Below are 18,556 nucleotides of genomic sequence, written 5' to 3' on the forward strand. Positions count from 1 at the left end.
ACTGAGGCCCGCTGGGCATCACTGAGGCCCGCTGGGCGCCACTGGGCCCGCGACCGCACACCCGAGTTTGCGATGACGTCAAGTCCGCGAAGACGTACGGAACCAAGGATGGGGCAGCACCATGAGGATGCGCAACACGGCAGCGGCCGCAGCGGTGGCACTCGCGCTGGCGGCGACCGCGACCGCCTGTGGCGGCGAGAAGGGCACCGCCGGCGACAAGCCCAAGGGCGGCGAGGTCTTCGACGGCTCGTACACGGTCGCCAAGGACGTGAAGCTGGACTCGAAGACCCTGAAGGCGGCGCAGAAGCGCGGCAAGATCGTCATCGGTGCCAAGGCCGACCAGCCCTACCTGGGCTTCGTGGACACCGAGGGCAAGCGCTCCGGCTTCGACATCGAGATCGCCAAGATGGTCGCCGCCGACCTGGGCTTCTCGGCCGACAAGATCACCTTCAAGACGGTCGACTCCAACGTCCGCGAGACCTCCATCTCCAAGGGCCAGGTCGACTACTACGTCGGCACCTACACGATCAACGACGAGCGCAAGAAGCAGGTCGGCTTCGCGGGCCCGTACTACCAGGCCGGCGCCGACCTGCTGGTCCGCAAGGACGAGAAGGACATCACCGGCCCGGACAGCGTCAAGGGCAAGAAGGTCTGCTCGATCGTCGGCTCCACTCCGCTCCAGGAGATCAAGAAGCCGAAGTACGGCGCCAAGACCACCGAGCTGAGCAAGTACTCGCTCTGCGTCAAGCAGCTCCTCGACGGCCAGGTCGACGCGGTCACCACCGACGACGCGATCCTCAAGGGCTACGCGGCCCAGCGCTCCACCAAGCTCAAGCTGGTCGAGAAGCCGTTCACCGAGGAGCCGTACGGCATCGGGATGAACAAGAACGACAAGGTGCTGCGCGACGCGATCACCGACTCGCTCGAGAAGCACATCAAGAACGGCGACTACAAGAAGGCGTACGTCGGCACGCTCGGCAAGTCCGGCTCCTCCTACGTCGCGCCGAAGACCCCGCTGCCCCGCTACTGAGCGGGTTCGGACCCCGGCCCCCGGGCCTCCTTCGCCCGGGGCCTCCTTCGCCGGGGCCCCTGTTCGCCCGGGCCCCCGTTCACCCGTGAAGCCGGTGCGCTCCGCACGCCGCTGACCCGACCGCTACCGCGGAGAATCGATGAACGTACTCCTCGATCATTTGCCCCAGTTCCGTGAGGGGTTCCTCGGAACCCTCGCCCTCACGGCGGCCAGTGCGGCGCTCGCCCTCGTCCTGGGCATCATCATGGCCAGCTTCCGGGTGTCCCCCATTCCGCCGCTGCGCGCCTTCGGCACGGCGTGGGTCACCCTGTTGCGCAACACCCCGCTGACCCTGCTGTTCCTGATCGCCTTCTTCGTCGTCCCGCAGATCTTCTTCCCGGGAACGAGTCCGTTCGTTCTCGCGATGATCGCGCTGGGCTGCTACACGTCGTCCTTCGTCTGCGAGGCCGTGCGGTCCGGTATCAACACCGTGCCGCTCGGCCAGGCGGAGGCCGCCCGCAGCCTGGGCATGAGCTTCACCCAGACGCTGCGGCTGATAGTCCTGCCGCAGGCCACCCGGACCGTGATCCCTCCCATGAGCAGCATCTTCATCGCCCTGACGAAGAACTCGGCCATCGCGGGCGCCTTCAGCAACGCCGAACTGTTCAACGTCTCGAAGCTGCTCAGTGACAAGGGCTTCGCGATCGGGTGGATCTTCCTGTGGGTCGCCCTGTGCTACCTCGTCATCACCTTCACCATCAGCGGTGCCTTCCGACTGCTGGAGAGCCGTCTGGAGGTGGCCCGATGAGCGCGAGCGTCCTGTACGACGCGCCCGGCCCCAAGGCCCGTATCCGCAACCGCGTCTACTCGGTCATCGGCACCCTCGCCGTCCTCGGCCTGATCGTCTTCGCCGTCCTGCGGCTGAACGCCAAGGGGCAGCTCGCGCCGGAGATGTGGGAGATCTTCAACTACGCGGGCGTGCGGACCAGCATCCGCGACGGCGTGCTCACCACCCTCCAGGTGTTCGCCGTGGCGTCGGTGCTCTCGCTGGCCTTCGGCGTCCTGCTCGCGGTCGCCCGGCTCTCGGACCACAAGCCCGTGCGCTGGCTCGCGACCGGATTCATCGAGCTGTTCCGGGCCATTCCGCTGCTGATCACCATCTACGTGCTGTGGGTGCTCTTCCTCACCTACCGCACCGACCTGGGCCTCACCGGCGACAGCACCGGCTTCTGGGCCCTGGTCATCGGGCTGACCGTCTACAACGGCTCGGTGCAGGCCGAGGTGCTGCGGGCGGGCATCAACTCGGTTCCCCGGGGGCAGCGTGAGGCCGCCTACGCACTCGGCATGAGCAAGACCCAGGTCATGACGACGGTTCTGATCCCGCAGGCCGTCCGGGCGATGCTGCCCACCATCATCAGCCAGCTCGTGGTGACCCTGAAGGACACCTCGCTCGGCTACGTCATCACCTACCAGGAACTGCTGTTCCAGCTCCAGCAGCTCGCCTCGAACACCGTCGTCAACGACGACAACCCGTACGTCCCGGTGATCATCGTCGGGGGCGCCATCTACATCGCGATGTGTCTGGCCCTCTCCTCCCTGGCCACCTGGATCGAACGGCGCGGCCGCCGCGCCAAGACCGGCATCCCGGTCGCGGGCGCCGCCCAGCCGCTCGCGGCCGCCGACGCGCTCGACCCCGTGGACCAGCCCGGGCCGGAGCAGGCGGCGGGCAAGACCGGCTGAGCGCTGAGGCAAGCGGGTTCTGACGGGCGGTGGCGCGCGCGCCACCGCCCGTCGCCGCTTGACGCGGGCACTCGCAGTCGGTTGCATGCTTTCTGTGATCGCTCACCGGGTTTCAACTGCCAGTTTCCGTACGTCACGTACGCCCCGCAGGGCCATGGGAACCGCGCCGTGGACCCGGTGATCGTCGCCGGGGCGGGCCCGGTCGGGCTCACCCTGGCCCTCGCACTCGCCCGTCAGGACGTCCCCGTCGTGCTGTTCGACGAGACCGCCGGGGGCGACGAGCCGCGCCTGGCCCGCACCGTCGTGCTGCGCCCGGACACCGCCGCCCTGCTGGAACGGCTCGGCTGCCGGGCGGCGGCCGGGGCCCGGCCGTGGACGGGATGGCGCACGATGCGCCGGCGCCAGCTCGTCCGGCATGTGCCCCTGGAGCCCGGCCCGCTCTTCGGCGCCCCTCCCCCGGCGGCGGACATCCCCGAGGACGGCGACCGGCAGGACGGCGGCGCGCGGAACGGAACCGCACGGGACAGGGCTGATCTGCCCGGTGCCGCGCGGGACGGCGACCGGCGGGACAGCGACCGGCGCGACGGTGAGCCCGAGGCGCCGGTGCACTCGCCGCTGCATCTGCCCCAGCACGAGCTGACCCGGGCGCTGCGGGCGACGCTGGCCGCCATCGGTGACGAGGACCTCGTACGGATCGTCCCCGGCACCCGGGTCGAGACCGTGGAGCAGGACGCGCGCGGGGTGAGCGTACGCACCCGGGGCGCCCAGGCCACCTGGTGGCGCGGCAGCCATCTGGTCGGCTGCGACGGCCCCCGGTCCACCGTCCGCAAGCAGCTGGGGGTGCGCTTCCCCGGCCGTACGGCGGTGGAGCGGCACGCCGTCGCCGCTCTGCGCGCCGAGCTCCCCTGGCCCGGTGAGGCCGTACTGCACCGCTCGCCGCCATGGCGCAGCATCGACGCGGAGGTGAGCGCCCGGCCGCTGCCGCACGGCGTCTGGCGGGTCGACTGGCTGCTTCCGCCAGGCCGCGACCTCGTCACCCCGGACGCCCTGATGGTCCGGGTGCGCGACACCCTCGCGGGGTGGTGCGAGGAGACCGCGATCCCCTACGAGCTTCTGGACACCGGCGTGCACACCGTGCACCACCGGCTCGCGCGGCGCTGGCGGGTGGGCCGCGCCTTCCTGGCCGGGGACGCCGCCCATCTGCACGGCGCTCTGGGCACCCAGGGGCTCGAAGAGGGGCTGCGGGACGTCGGCAACCTGGCCTGGAAGCTGGCCCTCGCCTGGCACCACGGCGCCTCCGAAGCCCTGCTCGACAGCTATCAGGCGGAGCGGCGCACGGCTGTGGCCGCACGGCTGCGCTCCGCCGATCAGGCGCTGCCCCTGGTCCGGGCGGCCGGAGGGTGGCGCGCGGTACAGCGCACCGTGCTCCCCGGGGGCACGCGCGGCCATGACGCGCTGCTCACCGACGGTCACCTCGGCCGTGGTCCGCTGGGCGCGCCCCCCGCCTACCACCGCTCCCCGCTGGCCCCCACCGCGCCCCCGGAGGGCTCCGTCACGGTGGACACGCCCACCGGGGCACCGGTGGCCGACGTCCGCGTGACCGCGCCGGACGGTGCGGTGGTGCGGCTGCGGGAGCGGCTGGGCCGGGAGCTGCTGGTGGTGCTGGTCGCGCCGGGTACCGGGGTGTGGGACCGCCGCCACTGGATGCGCGCCGGGCTGATGCCACGGCTGGCGGCGGCCGTCTCGGCCCTGCCGATGCGCACGGAACTGCTGGTCGCCGAGGAGTACCCGGGGGCTCCGGCCCACACCGTGCTGCTGGTGCGGCCGGACGGTCATCTCGCGGCGGCGCTGTCCGGCGTACGGCCGGCCGAGCTGTACGCGTGCGCGGACGCGGCGCGGGGCGGGGACACCGCCCGGGGCGCGGACTCCGACCAGCGGGACCAGCGGGACCAGCGGGACCAGCGGGACGCGGAGGCCACGGCACGCAGGTAGTGAGGCGTCCATCACGCGCCCCTGCGCGCACCATGGCGCTGACGTCGTACGCCGTGCCGTGGGTGCTCCGGGCCCGCGCCGAGACGATTGACCTCCCCGTCCGGATCATGCTTCACTGCGGAGCGTGACTGATACCGGCCTGCCTCGCTTCTGGCGGAGGGTCCATCTGGACCTCCTCCGCTATGCGGGCTGCGTGTGTCGACCGTCCTCCTGATCCGCCTTTCCTCCGCGTGGCCCGGCCGCGCCTCTTCGCGATCACTCAGGACGGTTCCCGTGTCGGACGTTTCTCTCTCCTCTCCCGTGCGCGTCTCCCCCGACGACACCTCGCCTCCCAGCGCGGCCGATCTGCTGGACTTCGTCAGCCGTACCGCCGCCGACACCGAACTCGTCGCCTCGCTCCCGCTCGATCCGGAAGGCCGCACCTGGCTGCGGCTGGACGGCCCGGGCGGCAGCGAGGCATGGCTGATCGCCTGGCCGCCCGGCACCGGCACCGGCTGGCACGACCACGGCGGTTCCCACGGCGCGTTCGTAACGGCGGCCGGTGAGCTGAACGAACAGTCGCTGGCCGCCCGCCTGCCCACCGAGGGCTGGAAGACCCTCGAACTGGCCGAGGACGTGGACCGCGAACGGCGGCTGTCCGCCGGGCGGGGCCGGGCCTTCGGCGCGCACCATGTCCATGAGGTCATCAACCCCTCATCGGAACGGCACGCGGTGTCGGTGCACGCCTACTATCCGCCGCTGCCCCTGATGCGGCGCTACAGCCGCACCGGCCAGGTGCTGCGGCTGGAGCAGGTCGAGCGGCCGCAGGAATGGGAGTAGGGGGATGAGCGCGACGAAGCGGAGCGTGGACGAGCTGCTGGCCGAGGCGCGCCAGGGGCTGGACCGGCTCGGCCCCGAGGAGGCCGCCGCTGTGCAGGCCGCGGGCGGGCTGCTGGTGGACATCCGGTACGCGGCGCTGCGGGAGCGCGACGGCACCATCCCGGGGGCGCTGATCGTCGAGCGGAACGAGCTGGAGTGGCGGCTCGACCCGCAGTGCGACCACCGGCTGCACGAGGCCACCCACCACGACCTGCGGGTGGTGGTGGTCTGCAACGAGGGCTATGCGTCGAGCTTCGCCGCGGTCTCGCTGCGACAGCTGGGCCTGACCCGGGCGACCGACCTGACCGGCGGCTTCCAGGCCTGGCGGGCGGCCGGTCTCCCGGTGCGCTGACCCACCCGTCCCCGGAGTCCCTCCCGGCCCGCTGATCCGAGCGGGCCGGAGCGCCTCCGTACGACCGGCCCCGTACCCCCCCCTCTGCCCCCGCCCGGCACCGACGGGCCGTGCGCGGCCGGGAGGGTCAGACGTCGGGCAGATGGTGCTCCAGCAGCTCCGGGTCCTCCCCTTCCTCCTCCAGCGCGCGCCGCACCACCCGCAGTGCCAGGCCCTCGGGATATCCCTTGCGGGCGAGCATTCCGGCGAGGCGGCGCAGCCGCTTCTCCCGGTCGAGCCCACGGGTGGTGCGCAGCTTGCGCTCGACCAGCTCGCGGGCGGTCTGCTCCTCCTGGTCCGCGTCGAGCTGCCCCAGGGCGTCGGCGATCAGTGCGGAGTCGACGCCCTTGGTACGCAGCTCACGGGCGAGCGCGCGACGGGCCAGCCCCCGGCTGTGGTGCCGGGACTCCACCCAGGCGCCCGCGAACGCCGCGTCGTCGATCAGCCCCACGTCCTCGAACCGGGACAGCACCTCCTGCGCCGCCTCGTCGGGGATGCCACGGGTGCGCAGGGCGTCCGCGAGCTGCTGACGGGTGCGCGGGGTCCCGGTGAGCAGGCGCAGGCAGATCGCCCGCGCCTGCTCCTCCGGGCCGAGCGGCGTCCCCTGCTCGGCCCTCGACGAGGAGGGGGCGCCGCGATCCGGACGGTCCGGGTGGTGCTCCGGACGGCCGGGGCCGTCCGGCCAGTCGGTCCGCCGTGCCATGGATCAGCTCTTCGCCACGGCGGTCTTGGCCGCCTTCGCCCCGGACTTGGCCGCCGGGGCGGCCGCGGCCTTCACCGGCGCGGCGGCGGGCACGGCATCCGCCGCGTCCGGACCGGGCTCCGGGGCCGGGTCCACGGGCTTCTTCACGCCGATGCCGAGCTTCTCCTTGATCTTCTTCTCGATCTCATTGGCGAGATCGGGGTTGTCCTTCAGGAAGTTACGGGCGTTCTCCTTGCCCTGGCCGAGCTGATCGCCCTCGTAGGTGTACCAGGCACCGGACTTGCGGACGAAGCCGTGCTCGACGCCCATGTCGATCAAACCGCCCTCGCGGCTGATGCCGTGGCCGTAGAGGATGTCGAACTCGGCCTGCTTGAAGGGCGGCGCGACCTTGTTCTTGACGACCTTGCAACGGGTGCGGTTGCCGACCGCGTCCGTACCGTCCTTGAGCGTCTCGATACGACGGATGTCGATGCGGACCGAGGCGTAGAACTTCAGTGCCCGGCCACCGGTCGTCGTCTCCGGGGAGCCGAACATGACGCCGATCTTCTCGCGCAGCTGGTTGATGAAGATCGCGGTGGTCTTGGACTGGTTGAGCGCGCTGGTGATCTTGCGGAGCGCCTGGCTCATCAGCCGGGCCTGGAGGCCGACGTGGGAGTCGCCCATCTCACCCTCGATCTCCGCGCGCGGCACCAGGGCGGCGACGGAGTCGATGACGATGAGGTCGAGAGCGCCGGAGCGGACCAGCATGTCCACGATCTCGAGCGCCTGCTCGCCGTTGTCCGGCTGGGACAGGATCAGCGAGTCGGTGTCCACGCCCAGCTTCTGCGCGTAGTCGGGGTCGAGCGCGTGCTCCGCGTCCACGAAGGCCACGGCGCCGCCCGCGCGCTGGGCGTTGGCCACCGCGTGCAGGGTCAGGGTCGTCTTGCCGGAGGACTCCGGGCCGTAGACCTCCACCACGCGGCCACGCGGAATCCCGCCCACGCCGAGGGCGACGTCAAGAGCGGTCGACCCGGTGGGGATCACCTCGATGGGGTCGTTCGGCCGGTCGCCCATACGCATGACGGCGCCTTTGCCGAACTGCCGTTCAATCTGTGCGAGCGCGGCGTCGAGCGCCTTCTCGCGGTCATTTCCTGCCATGGGTTCCACCCGGTTTGCTTGAGTCGATCGCTTCACGTCCATGACGCTAGCGCCTGCCACTGACAAGCGGCCCGGACGTGCTCGGCCTGTGGATAACCGGGCCGGGCCTCCATCAGAATGGATGTTCGATTTTTGTGTCAACTGCGCCGGGACAACGCGTGCCGCATGCGCGCCAGCGCGGAGGCACCGCGCCGCCGCGTCCGCCCGTGCATCCGCGGGTCGTCCGTCACGTCGTAGCGCTTGATGTAGGCGCCGAGGAACGCCTGCAGCGTCGCGGTCGCCGGAATCGCGATCAGCGCCCCCACCGCGCCGAGCAGCGCGGTGCCCGCGATCACCGATCCGAAGGAGACCGCGGGGTGGATGTCCACGGTCCGCGCCGTGATCCTCGGCTGCAGCAGGTAGTTCTCGAACTGCTGGTAGACCACGACGAAGACCAGCACCCAGATCGCGTACCAGGGGTTGATGGTGAAGGCGATCAGCATCGGCAGGGCGCCCGCCAGATACGTGCCGATGGTCGGGATGAACTGCGAGATGAGCCCCACCCAGACGGCCAGCGCCGGGGCGTAGGGCACGCCCAGGCTCTCCAGCAGGATGTAGTGCGCGACACCGGAGATCAGCGCCATCAGCCCGCGCGAGTAGATGTAGCCGCCGGTCTTGGCGACCGCGATCTCCCAGGCCCGCAGCACCTCGGTCTGCCGGTTCGGCGGCAGGACGGAGCACAGCGCGCGGCGCAGCCGGGGGCCGTCGGCGGCGAAGTAGAAGGCGAACAGCGTCACCGTGAGAAGCCTGAACAGCCCGCCGAGCACCTGCGCGGAGACATCCAGCACATTGTCCGCACTGTTCTTCACATAGGTCTGCAGCCAGTCGGAGTGGAGCATGCTGTCCTGGATCTCCAGCCGCGACAGCCGCGTGTGGAACGTCTCGTTGATCCAGCTGACCACCTGATCGAGGTACTTCGGGAAGTCCTGGACAATGGTCATGATCTGATCGGCCAGCATCGAGCCGAGCAGAGTGAAGAAGCCCGCGGCACCGATGAGGATGCCGATGAAGACCAGTCCGGTGGCCAGGCCCCGGCGGACGCCGCGCGCGGCCATGCGGTCCACGGCCGGTTCGATCGCGAGCGCCAGGAAGAACGCGATCAGGACGTTCAGCAGCAGCCCGGTCAGCTGATCGAAGGCCCAGGTGGCAAGCCGGTAACAGGCCACCAGGGCAAGGGCGAGCACCATGGCGCGCGGCAGCCAGCGCGGCATGCGCGCGGATTGCGCCGGCGCGTCCTTGGGGGCCTGTGCGGTGGTCGGGACGCCGTCGGCGTCGGGGGAGAGGGTCTCTTCGGTCGGGGCCACCCGGCAAGTGTGGCGTACACCCGTCCAAAAAATCCGGTCGCCCCGGGAGTCCGCCTCCCCGCCCACCTCCCGGCCGCCGCTCAGCGTCTGTCAGTGCTTGTCAGCGCCTGTCAGAGGTTCTCAGCGCTTCTCGGCAGGGATCTCCATCGCGGCGCACACCCCGCGCCAGATGTCCTTGGCGTCCCATCCCGCGGCGAGTGCCTGGTGGATGGTCCGACCGCCGAGCTGGGACATCACATGATCGCGCGCGAAGGAGTCGGCGTACGCCTCGCCGAAGTAATCCGCCATCCGCTGCCAGAAGACCGTCAACCGCATGCGCCCAGTATCGCGCTCCCGGGTCGCACCAGAGCGTGAGCCCCCTTCCACGGGTGTTTCCCGCCCTACGGTCTGTCCCATGGATCGATCCGCAGCAGTCCCCTCCTCCCAGCCCACGCCACCCGCGCCCGCCTCGCCGCTCGCGCGCGCCGCCCGGTTCGTGTGGCTGACCGCACGCGTGCTCGAACAGCGCCGGTTCGCGTATCACTTCCAGGACGCCGGCGCCGAGCCGGTCGAGACCGCGCTGGCCGCGTACCTGGGCGCCGACGGGGGCTACGGCCACGCCCTGGAACCGGATCTGCGCGGCCCGGTGAGCCAGCCGCAGCACGTCGTGCACGCCCTGCGGGTGCTCGACGGGATCGGCCGCTGCGGCGGACAGCGGGTGGAGCGGCTGTGCCGCTATCTGACCGCGATCTCCACCCCGGACGGCGCGCTGCCCGCGTGCCTCCCGTCGCTGCGCGACTACCCGGCCGCCCCCTGGCTCCGGCCGTCGGACCATCCGCGCGGCGATCTGCTGACCACCGGGCCGGTGGTGGGGCTGCTGCACCGCAACGAGGTGTGGCACGCCTGGCTGTTCCGGGCCACCGACTTCTGCTGGGCGGCGGTGACGGCGCTGGAGGAGGGCACCTCGGCGCGTCCGCACGAGGTGGGGGCGGCCGTCGCCTTCCTGGACGGCGCACCGGACCGGGCGCGCGCCGAGGAGGTGGCCGAGCGGCTGGGCCGCCGGGTACGGGAGCGGCGGCTGGTGGCGCTGGACCCCGAGCGCGCCGAGGACGGCCCCCTGCCGCCCGGCCACGGCCCCGGGGACCACACCTTCGTGTACGACGTCGCCCGCACACCCGGCTCACTGGCCCGCCGCTGGTTCACCGACGCCGAGATGGAGCGCTCGCTCGACTTCCTGGCGGACGCGCAGCGGGAGGACGGCGGCTGGCCGGCCCGGCGGCGGACCTGGACCCCGGGGGCGGCGCTGGAGTGGCGGCCGGTGGTGACCGTCGAGGCGCTGCTCACGCTGCGCGCCCACGGCCGGGCGGTCTGAGGGCCCTGGGCCGGGCTGCTGACTTGCTGACCCGCTGACCTGCGCAGACGGCTCGTTGTCAGTGGGGCGGTGCACGATGGGGGGCATGGCACGCTCGGCGCTGCACGCGTTCTCCCCGGCCACCCGCGGGTGGTTCACGGGTGCCTTCACCGCGCCCACGGCCGCGCAGGAGGGGGCGTGGCAGGCGATCGGCGAGGGCTCGGACGTGCTGGTGGTCGCCCCCACCGGCTCGGGCAAGACGCTGGCTGCGTTCCTCGCGGCGCTCGACCGGCTGGCCGCCGAGCCGCCGCCCGCCGAGCCCCGCAAGCGCTGCCGGGTGCTGTACGTGTCGCCGCTGAAGGCCCTGGCGGTGGATGTGGAGCGCAATCTGCGCAGTCCGCTCACCGGCATCCGGCAGGAGTCGGTGCGGCTCGGCCGGCCCGAGCCGGAGATCCGGGTGGGCATCCGCTCCGGCGACACCCCGGCCGCCGAGCGCCGCGCCCTGTCCACCCGGCCGCCGGACATCCTCATCACCACGCCGGAGTCGCTGTTCCTGATGCTCACCTCCGCCACCCGGGAGGCGCTGCGCGGGGTGGAGACGGTGATCCTGGACGAGGTGCACGCCGTCGCGGGGACGAAGCGCGGCGCGCATCTCGCCCTCTCCCTGGAGCGGCTGGACGAGCTGCTGGACCGGCCCGCCCGGCGGATCGGCCTGTCGGCGACGGTGCGCCCGGTCGACGAGGTCGCCCGCTTCCTGTCGCCGCGGCGCGCGGTGGAAATCGTCCAGCCGCCCTCGGGCAAGGAGTTCGACCTGTCGGTGGTCGTCCCCGTCGAGGATCTGGGGGAGCTGGGCGGCTCCCCGGCCCAGGACGGGCAGCCGGGCGAGAAGCCGTCGATCTGGCCGCATGTGGAGGAGCGGATCGCCGATCTCGTCCAGGCGCACCGGTCCACGATCGTCTTCGCCAACTCCCGCAGGCTGGCCGAGCGGCTGTGCAACCGGCTCAACGAGATCGCCTACGAGCGGGCCACCGGTGAGGCGCTGCCCGAGGACCACTCCCCCGCCGAGCTGATGGCCGAGGCCGGGGCGGCCCGTGGTGCGCCCGCGCTGCTCGCCCGCGCGCACCACGGCTCGGTGTCCAAGGAGCAGCGGGCCCTGGTCGAGGAGGATCTGAAGGCGGGCCGGCTGCCCGCCGTCGTCGCCACCTCCAGCCTGGAGCTGGGCATCGACATGGGCGCGGTGGACCTGGTCGTCCAGGTCGAGTCGCCGCCCTCGGTGGCCTCCGGGCTGCAGCGGGTGGGCCGGGCCGGTCACCAGGTGGGCGCGGTCTCCACCGGTGTGGTGTTCCCCAAGTACCGCGGCGATCTGGTGCAGGCGGCGGTGGTCACCGAGCGGATGCGGGAGGGTGCCATCGAGTCGCTGCGGGTGCCCGCGAACCCGCTGGACGTGCTCGCCCAGCAGCTCATCGCCATGACGGCCATGGACAGCTGGGACGTGGACGAACTGCTGGCCCTGGTCCGCCGCGCCGCCCCGTTCGCCTCGCTCCCGGAGTCGGCGTACACCTCGGTCCTCGACATGCTCGCGGGCCGCTATCCCTCCGACGCCTTCGCCGAGCTGCGGCCGCGCCTGGTGTGGGACCGCGTCGCCCGGACGATCACGGGGCGGCCGGGGGCGCAGCGGCTCGCGGTGACCTCCGGCGGCACCATCCCCGACCGCGGGCTGTTCGGCGTCTTCCTGGCGGGCGCTGACCCGAAGAAGGGCGGCGGCAGGGTCGGGGAGCTGGACGAGGAGATGGTCTACGAGTCGCGGGTGGGCGATGTGTTCACCCTGGGCACCACGTCCTGGCGGATCGAGGACATCACCCGCGACCGGGTCCTGGTCTCCCCCGCCCCTGGCGTCCCCGGGCGGCTGCCGTTCTGGAAGGGCGACCAGCTCGGCCGCCCGCTCGAACTGGGCCGGGCGCTGGGCGCGTTCCTGCGGGAGGTCGGCGCCCTCGCCCCCGAGAAGGCCCGGGAGCGGCTGCTGGCCGCCGGGCTCGACACCTGGGCAGCCGACAACGTGCTCGCGTACCTCGGCGAACAGCGCCAGGCCTGCGGCCATGTGCCGGACGACCGGACGATCGTGGTGGAGCGCTTCCGTGACGAGCTGGGCGACTGGCGGGTGGTGGTCCACTCCCCCTTCGGGGCGCAGGTCCACGCCCCCTGGGCGCTCGCGCTCGGCGCCCGGCTCTCCGAGCGGTACGGCATGGACGCCCAGGTGATGCACGCGGACGACGGCATCGTGCTGCGGCTGCCCGACGCCGACCTCATGGGCCTGGACCTGCTCGACTCGGACCCGATGCGGCAGGGCACCGAGTACGACGGCGAGCAGTCCCCCATCGGCGCCGCCGATGTCGCCTTCGACCGGGGAGAGGTGTCCCAGATCGTCACCGACCAGGTCGGTGGCTCCGCCCTGTTCGCCTCCCGGTTCCGCGAATGCGCCGCCCGCGCCCTGCTGTTGCCCCGCCGCGACCCCGGGAAGCGCACCCCGCTGTGGCAGCAGCGTCAGCGCGCCGCCCAGCTCCTCCAGGTGGCGAGCGAGTTCGGTTCGTTCCCGATCGTCCTGGAGGCCGTCCGCGAATGCCTCCAGGACGTCTTCGACGTGCCCGGGCTGACCGAGCTCATGGGCGACCTGGAGGCCCGGCGGGTGCGGCTGGTGGAGGTGACCACCCCGGAGCCGTCCCCCTTCGCCCGCTCGCTGCTCTTCGGCTACGTGGCGCAGTTCCTGTACGAGGGCGACTCGCCGCTGGCCGAGCGCCGCGCCGCGGCCCTCTCCCTCGACTCCCGGCTGCTGGCCGAGCTGCTGGGCCAGGCCGAGCTGCGCGAGCTGCTGGACGCCGATGTCCTGGCCGAGCTGGAGCGCGAACTGCAGTGGCTCACCGAGGACCGCCGCGTCAAGGACACCGAGGGCGTCGCCGATCTGCTGCGGCTGCTCGGCCCGCTCACCCGCACCGAGCTGGCCGTGCGCGGCGCCGACCCGGCGTGGGCGGAGGAGCTGGAGCGGGCCCGGCGCGCCATCCGGGTCCGTATCGCGGGCGAGGAGCACTGGGCGGCCGTCGAGGACGCGGGGCGGCTGCGCGACGCGCTGGGCACGGCGCTGCCGGTCGGCGTCCCCGAGGCGTTCACCGAGCCCGTGGGCGACCCGCTCGGCGATCTGCTGGCCCGCTACGCCCGCACCCACGGCCCGTTCACCTCCGCCGAGGCGGCCACCCGGCTCGGGCTGGGCACGGCCGTCACCGACGGCGCGCTGCAGCGCCTGGCCGCGAGCGGCCGCGTCGTCCAGGGCGAATTCCATCCGGCGGGCCTGGGGCAGGAATGGTGCGACGCCGCCGTGCTGCGCAGGCTGCGCCGCCGGTCGCTGGCCTCGCTGCGACAGGAGCTGGAGCCCGTACCGCCGTCCGCGCTCGCCGCGTTCCTCCCCCAGTGGCAGCATCTGGGCACCCACAGCCTGCGGGGCATCGACGGGCTGGTGCGCGCCATCGAGCAGCTCCAGGGCGCACCGGTCCCGGCGTCCGCCCTGGAGAAGCTCGTCCTGCCCTCCCGGGTCGGCGACTACAGCCCGACGATGCTCGACGAGCTGACCGCCGCCGGTGAGGTCGTCTGGGCCGGGGCGGGCGGGCTGCCCGGCAAGGACGGCTGGGTCAGCCTCCATCTCGCCGAGACCGCGCCGCTGCTCCTGCACACCCCGCACCCCTTCGAGGCGGGCCCGCTCCACCAGGCCGTGCTGGACGCGCTGGCCGGGGGCTTCGGTCTGTTCTTCCGGCAGATCGCCGAGCAGGTCCGGGCCGCCGGTCACGAGTTCCAGGACGCCCAGCTCGCCGAGGCGATATGGGACCTGACCTGGTCCGGCCGGCTCACCGGCGACACACTGGCCCCGCTGCGTTCCCTGCTGGGCTCGGGCCGCACCGCGGGCGCCACCGCCCACCGCGCCAAGCGCACGGTCCCCCGGGGCCGGTACGGCGGGCTGACGGGGCGTACCGGCCGCCCCACCGCCTCGCGCAGCGGGCCGCCGACCGTCGCCGGACGCTGGTCGCTGCTGCCGGAGCGCGAGCCCGACCCCACCCACCGCGCGCACGCCCTGGCGCGCACCCTGCTGGACCGGCACGGCGTGGTCACCCGCGGGGCGGTCGCCGCGGAGGGGGTCGAGGGCGGCTTCTCCGCCGCGTACCGGGTGCTGTCCGCATTCGAGGAGACCGGTCAGGCACGCCGCGGCTATGTGGTGGAGGGGCTGGGCGCCGCGCAGTTCGCGATGGACGGCGCGGTCGACCGGCTGCGCGCGGTCGGCACGGCGCGCGACCGGGCCGCGGGCGCGGCCTTCGGCGGTCAGCCGGGGCATCGGCCGGGGCAGTCGTCCCCGCGCACCGTCGTCCTCGCCGCCGCCGACCCCGCCAACGCCTACGGCGGGGCCCTCCCCTGGCCCGATCCGCCCGCGGGCGCGAACCACCGGGCGGGCCGCAAGGCGGGGGCGCTGGTGGTGCTGGCCGACGGCGAGCTGACCCTCTACATGGAGCGTGGCGGCAAGACCCTGCTCGCCTGGCCTTCGGGCGAGGCCGAGGCGGCGTCCCCGGAGGACGACGCCCGGCTGCGCGGCGCGGTGGAGGCCCTGGCCCAGTCCGCCCGTGCGGGCGCCCTCGGCTCGGTGACCGTCGAGCGGGTCAACGGCGCCGCGGCGCTGTCCTCGCCGATCGGCCGCGTCCTGGAGGCGGCGGGCTTCCACGCGACCCCGCGCGGCCTGCGGCTGCGTCCCTGAGGGGGCGGAGATGCCCGAGGGAGACACCGTCTGGCAGACGGCCCGGCGCCTCGACGACGCGCTGGCGGGCCCGCCGCTGACCGGCTGTGATCTGCGGGTGCCCCGGCTGGCGACCGTCGACCTCACCGGCCGCCGGGTCCTGGAGGTGGTCGCGCGCGGCAAGCATCTGCTGACCCGGGTGGAGGGCGGGCTGACCCTCCACTCCCATCTGCGGATGGACGGCGCATGGCTGGTGTACGGCCACGGCGAGCGCTGGCGCGGCGGTCCGCACCACCAGATCCGCGCCGTCCTGGCCACCGCCGAGCGCACCGCCGTCGGCTACCGCCTCCCGGTCCTGGAGCTGATGCGCACCGCGGACGAGGACCGGGCGGTGGGCCACCTCGGCCCCGACCTCCTCGGCCCGGACTGGGACCCGGCCGAGGCGCTGGGGCGGCTGCTCGACGATCCGTCCCGCCCGGTGGGCGAGGCGCTGCTGGACCAGCGCAACCTGGCCGGGATCGGCAATGTGTACAAGTGCGAGCTGTGCTTCCTGTTGCGGATCTCGCCCTGGCTGCCGATCGGCCGCGTCCCCTCCCCCGAGCGTCTGGTGGCACTCGCCAAACGCCTTCTGGAGGCCAACCGGACGCGCCGGGCCCGGGTCACCACGGCGCACACCCGCCCCGACCGGCGGCTGTGGGTGTACGGCCGCGCCGGGCGGCCCTGTCTGCGCTGCGGTACGCCGGTGCGCGCCACGGACCAGGGCCGCGCGGGTCAGGAGCGTACGACCTTCTGGTGCCCGGCGTGCCAGCCGGAGCCGCCTCCGCCGGATTAGCCCCGCCGGAGCCCGTCCCCGCCGGAGTCACCGTCCCTGCCAGAATAATTGACGGACCGTCAGATCTGGTCGTACCGTCGGCCCATGACCGTCACGGCGTACGACCTCACCGGACGCACCGCACTGGTCACCGGCGCCGCGAGCGGTATAGGCCGCGCCACCGCCGTTCTGCTGGCGTCGGCCGGGGCCGTGGTGCACTGCGCCGATCTGGACGAGACGGGCGCCCGGCGCACCGCCGAGCGCATCACCTCCGACGGCGGCAGCGCCCACGCCCACCCCCTCGACGTCACCGACCGCGCCCAGGTCGCGGCCGTCGTCTCCGCCGCCGCCACGGCGGCCGTCCGCGACGGTGGCCACCTCGCCGTGATGGCCAACATCGCCGGGATCATGCACCGCAGCCCGGTCCTGGAGACCGAGGACGCCGACCTGGACCGGGTGCTGGGAGTCAACTTCAAGGGCGTGCTGTACGGCTGCCAGGAGGCGGCCCGCACCATGATCGACCACGGCTCCGGCGGCTCCATCGTCACCATGGCGTCCGGCGCGATCGACTCCGGCACCCCCGGGCTGCTGTGCTACGGCGTCGCCAAGGCCGCCGCCGTCCAGCTGACCCGGACCCTCGCCGCCGAGGTGGGCCGCCACGGCGTCCGGGTCAACGCGGTCGCCCCCGGCTGGGTCCGTACGCCCATGACGCGGCGCGACACCACCGAGGAGCAGCGGCACGCCGAGGCACCCATGGCCCGCCGCGCACCGCTGGGGCGGGTGGGCGAGCCGGAAGACGTGGCCCACGCGGTCCTGTACCTGGCGTCGGACGCCTCCGCCTTTACGACGGGCCAGATTCTGCGCCCGAATGGCGGAGTCGCGATGCCCTGGTGATCCGCTCGCGCACGCTTGCCCGCCGGGGCGAGGGGCCGCAGTGCACGGGCAGCAGGCTCAGCCCCCAGCCACCGACGGCGTACGCCCCCTCGACCGGTCCGGTCGCGGTCGGCTGCACCGCCAGGCGGAGCACGGACCACCACCACAGGCAGCCGAGAACGAGTGCTATCGCCCATCGAACCGGCCTTCGGCGCAGGCGCAGGGTGCCGGCCCCTCCCACGGCTGCCATGCTGCCTCCTTCGGGCGACGCTAGCGGGCGACGCTAGACGCCTGTTCGCACGCGGCGGGAGGGCGCAAAGGAGGCCCGTCAGCGCGTGTCGGACCCCCGCACTCCCCCAGTGTGCCCAGCCGCACCTCGGGCCGCACCCAGAGCGGGGCATACCCGGCGGCAGACCCTTGAGCCGACGTCCGTCAGCTCGCAGACTGTGCGGCCATGCCGGAGGCCGGGGCCCCTGTCATGGCGGCCTTACACCGGCACCTTGTCCCGGCGCCTTGTCCTGCGATGACCACACAGGGTGCGAGCAGAAGTACCGCCCTGCCTGTCTCGTCGCTCAGTGTCCGTTGACGTTCTCCGCCTGGAACATCCAGTGGTGCTTCTCCAGGTCCCGGGTGAGCCCGATGAGAATGTCCTGGGTCACCGGGTCCGGCTCGTCCGTCGCGGCGATGCGCTCACGCATGCGCGAGATAATGGACCCGAGCGCGTCCACGAGCGCCCTCACGGCGTCCGTGTCCTGGGTCCAGCCCTCCTTGACGTTGCCGACGACGCTCTGCTTGGCCACCGTCTCGGCCCGTCCGTCCGGCGCTATCCCGAGCGCCGAGGCACGCTCCGCGACGGTGTCGGCGTGCGTCCTGGCCGTCGACACCACATCGTCGAGCTGGAAGTGAACCGTGCGGAAACGCGGTCCGATGACCGTCCAGTGGATCTGCTTGCCCACCAGGGCGAGGTCGACGAGGTCGACGAGGGCACCCTGCAGAGCGTCGCTGACGACCTTGAGATTCTCCTCGGCGAGCGGGCTCTTGACCACAGACATCCACTTCCTCCTGTTCGACCGTTTGACCCCCCTTGATTACCTCTCCACCACTCAGGTGACCGGAAAGGCGCCGGTCAAACATCGAGCCCCGGCCGGTATCGCTACCGGCCGGGGCTCGAAGAGCTTCCGCGCTGACGTGCGGGCCGTCAGGCCGCCACGACGTCCACGGCCTCCTTGGGCGACTTGATGGTCACCCGCTCGTCCGGGACGCCCGTCACAGAGGTGACGGACACCGAATTGAGCATGGGCCGCATCGGTGCGGGCACCTTCTCGCTCGCCGTGGCCGACTCCGCCAGCTCCGCGAGCGACAGCTCGTCGCTGACCTCGCGCATGACCTGTGACATCCGTACGTCCAGGGCGTCGCAGATCGCCGACAGCAGCTCGGACGAGGCTTCCTTCTGCCCGCGCTCGACCTCTGACAGATAGCCGAGCGACACCCGGGCGGAGGAGGAAACCTCGCGCAGAGTACGGCCCTGGCGCTGGCGCTGCCGGCGCAGCACGTCACCCAGCAGGCGACGGAGCAGAATCATCGCTGGCTCCCTCCTCGGACCT

The 18,556-nt window shown here is 72.8% G+C and carries 18 protein-coding genes; 11 read left to right on the forward strand and 7 right to left on the reverse strand.

Translation table 11 applies throughout. From position 1 onward, the window contains the following. The first annotated feature begins 121 nt into the window (after window positions 1–121). From ABZ370_RS16650 to ABZ370_RS16680, 7 genes are all read left to right on the forward strand, one after another. A complete protein-coding gene (locus ABZ370_RS16650; protein WP_358620851.1) occupies window positions 122–1,030 on the forward strand; it encodes a glutamate ABC transporter substrate-binding protein in 909 nt (302 codons plus the stop codon). 139 nt (window positions 1,031–1,169) lie between these two features. Further along, the gene (locus ABZ370_RS16655) at window positions 1,170–1,817 is read left to right on the forward strand and encodes an amino acid ABC transporter permease (protein WP_358620853.1); all 648 of its coding nucleotides are present in this window, start codon (window positions 1,170–1,172) and stop codon (window positions 1,815–1,817) included. Next, window positions 1,814–2,749 carry an amino acid ABC transporter permease gene (locus ABZ370_RS16660; protein WP_358620856.1) on the forward strand — a complete coding sequence of 312 codons (936 nt, stop codon included), beginning with the start codon at window positions 1,814–1,816 and terminating at the stop codon, window positions 2,747–2,749. Before ABZ370_RS16655 ends, ABZ370_RS16660 begins: the two co-directional genes overlap by 4 nt. Before the next feature lie 168 nt (window positions 2,750–2,917). Then, a complete protein-coding gene (locus ABZ370_RS16665; RefSeq protein ID WP_358620858.1) occupies window positions 2,918–4,741 on the forward strand; it encodes an FAD-dependent monooxygenase in 1,824 nt (607 codons plus the stop codon). A gap of 124 nt (window positions 4,742–4,865) precedes the next feature. Beyond that, window positions 4,866–4,955: a putative leader peptide gene (locus ABZ370_RS16670; protein WP_358620861.1), complete on the forward strand. Its 90-nt coding sequence runs from the start codon at window positions 4,866–4,868 to the stop codon at window positions 4,953–4,955. Between the two features lie 59 nt (window positions 4,956–5,014). Then, window positions 5,015–5,560, forward strand: coding sequence for a cysteine dioxygenase (locus ABZ370_RS16675; protein WP_358620864.1), 546 nt, complete (start codon window positions 5,015–5,017; stop codon window positions 5,558–5,560). Window positions 5,561–5,564: 4 nt separating this feature from the next. Further along, window positions 5,565–5,951 carry a rhodanese-like domain-containing protein gene (locus tag ABZ370_RS16680; protein ID WP_358620867.1) on the forward strand — a complete coding sequence of 129 codons (387 nt, stop codon included), beginning with the start codon at window positions 5,565–5,567 and terminating at the stop codon, window positions 5,949–5,951. A gap of 127 nt (window positions 5,952–6,078) precedes the next feature. Here the strand turns inward: ABZ370_RS16680 and recX are convergent, their stop codons facing one another. The 4 genes from recX to ABZ370_RS16700 form a co-directional block, all read right to left on the reverse strand. Continuing rightward, entirely contained in the window at window positions 6,079–6,693 is a 615-nt protein-coding gene (gene recX / locus ABZ370_RS16685; protein WP_358620869.1) for a recombination regulator RecX, read from the reverse strand. 3 nt (window positions 6,694–6,696) lie between these two features. After that, on the reverse strand, window positions 6,697–7,830 hold the full coding sequence (gene recA, locus ABZ370_RS16690; RefSeq protein ID WP_358620872.1) for a recombinase RecA: 1,134 nt from the start codon (window positions 7,828–7,830) through the stop codon (window positions 6,697–6,699). Between the two features lie 137 nt (window positions 7,831–7,967). Beyond that, window positions 7,968–9,173: an AI-2E family transporter gene (locus ABZ370_RS16695; protein WP_358620875.1), complete on the reverse strand. Its 1,206-nt coding sequence runs from the start codon at window positions 9,171–9,173 to the stop codon at window positions 7,968–7,970. A 120-nt stretch (window positions 9,174–9,293) separates the two neighbouring features. Beyond that, window positions 9,294–9,488 carry a DUF3046 domain-containing protein gene (locus ABZ370_RS16700; RefSeq protein ID WP_358620877.1) on the reverse strand — a complete coding sequence of 65 codons (195 nt, stop codon included), beginning with the start codon at window positions 9,486–9,488 and terminating at the stop codon, window positions 9,294–9,296. A gap of 79 nt (window positions 9,489–9,567) precedes the next feature. On the opposite strand from ABZ370_RS16700, the gene ABZ370_RS16705 reads away from it, so the two are divergent. The 4 genes from ABZ370_RS16705 to ABZ370_RS16720 all read left to right on the forward strand — a co-directional run bounded on the left by ABZ370_RS16705 (window position 9,568) and on the right by ABZ370_RS16720 (window position 16,973). Further along, the gene (locus tag ABZ370_RS16705; protein WP_358620880.1) at window positions 9,568–10,524 is read left to right on the forward strand and encodes a hypothetical protein; all 957 of its coding nucleotides are present in this window, start codon (window positions 9,568–9,570) and stop codon (window positions 10,522–10,524) included. 85 nt (window positions 10,525–10,609) lie between these two features. Further along, window positions 10,610–15,289, forward strand: a complete 4,680-nt coding sequence (locus ABZ370_RS16710) for an ATP-dependent helicase (protein WP_358620882.1) — start codon at window positions 10,610–10,612, stop codon at window positions 15,287–15,289. Between the two features lie 10 nt (window positions 15,290–15,299). Further along, a complete protein-coding gene (locus tag ABZ370_RS16715) occupies window positions 15,300–16,100 on the forward strand; it encodes a DNA-formamidopyrimidine glycosylase family protein (RefSeq protein ID WP_358620885.1) in 801 nt (266 codons plus the stop codon). Between the two features lie 84 nt (window positions 16,101–16,184). Continuing rightward, complete coding sequence (locus ABZ370_RS16720) at window positions 16,185–16,973, forward strand: SDR family NAD(P)-dependent oxidoreductase (protein WP_358620888.1); 789 nt, start codon at window positions 16,185–16,187, stop codon at window positions 16,971–16,973. Here ABZ370_RS16720 and ABZ370_RS16725 read toward each other — a convergent pair. The 3 genes from ABZ370_RS16725 to ABZ370_RS16735 all read right to left on the reverse strand — a co-directional run bounded on the left by ABZ370_RS16725 (window position 16,921) and on the right by ABZ370_RS16735 (window position 18,534). Beyond that, complete coding sequence (locus tag ABZ370_RS16725; RefSeq protein ID WP_358620890.1) at window positions 16,921–17,202, reverse strand: hypothetical protein; 282 nt, start codon at window positions 17,200–17,202, stop codon at window positions 16,921–16,923. The two genes, ABZ370_RS16720 and ABZ370_RS16725, sit on opposite strands and share 53 nt — an antisense overlap. A 322-nt stretch (window positions 17,203–17,524) precedes the next feature. Beyond that, window positions 17,525–18,004, reverse strand: a complete 480-nt coding sequence (locus ABZ370_RS16730; protein WP_358620893.1) for a DNA starvation/stationary phase protection protein — start codon at window positions 18,002–18,004, stop codon at window positions 17,525–17,527. 146 nt (window positions 18,005–18,150) lie between these two features. Continuing rightward, window positions 18,151–18,534: a helix-turn-helix transcriptional regulator gene (locus ABZ370_RS16735; RefSeq protein WP_055549938.1), complete on the reverse strand. Its 384-nt coding sequence runs from the start codon at window positions 18,532–18,534 to the stop codon at window positions 18,151–18,153. Window positions 18,535–18,556 lie beyond the last annotated feature (22 nt).

The organism is Streptomyces sp. NPDC005962, from assembly GCF_040629205.1.
Classification (GTDB): Bacteria; Actinomycetota; Actinomycetes; order Streptomycetales; family Streptomycetaceae; genus Streptomyces.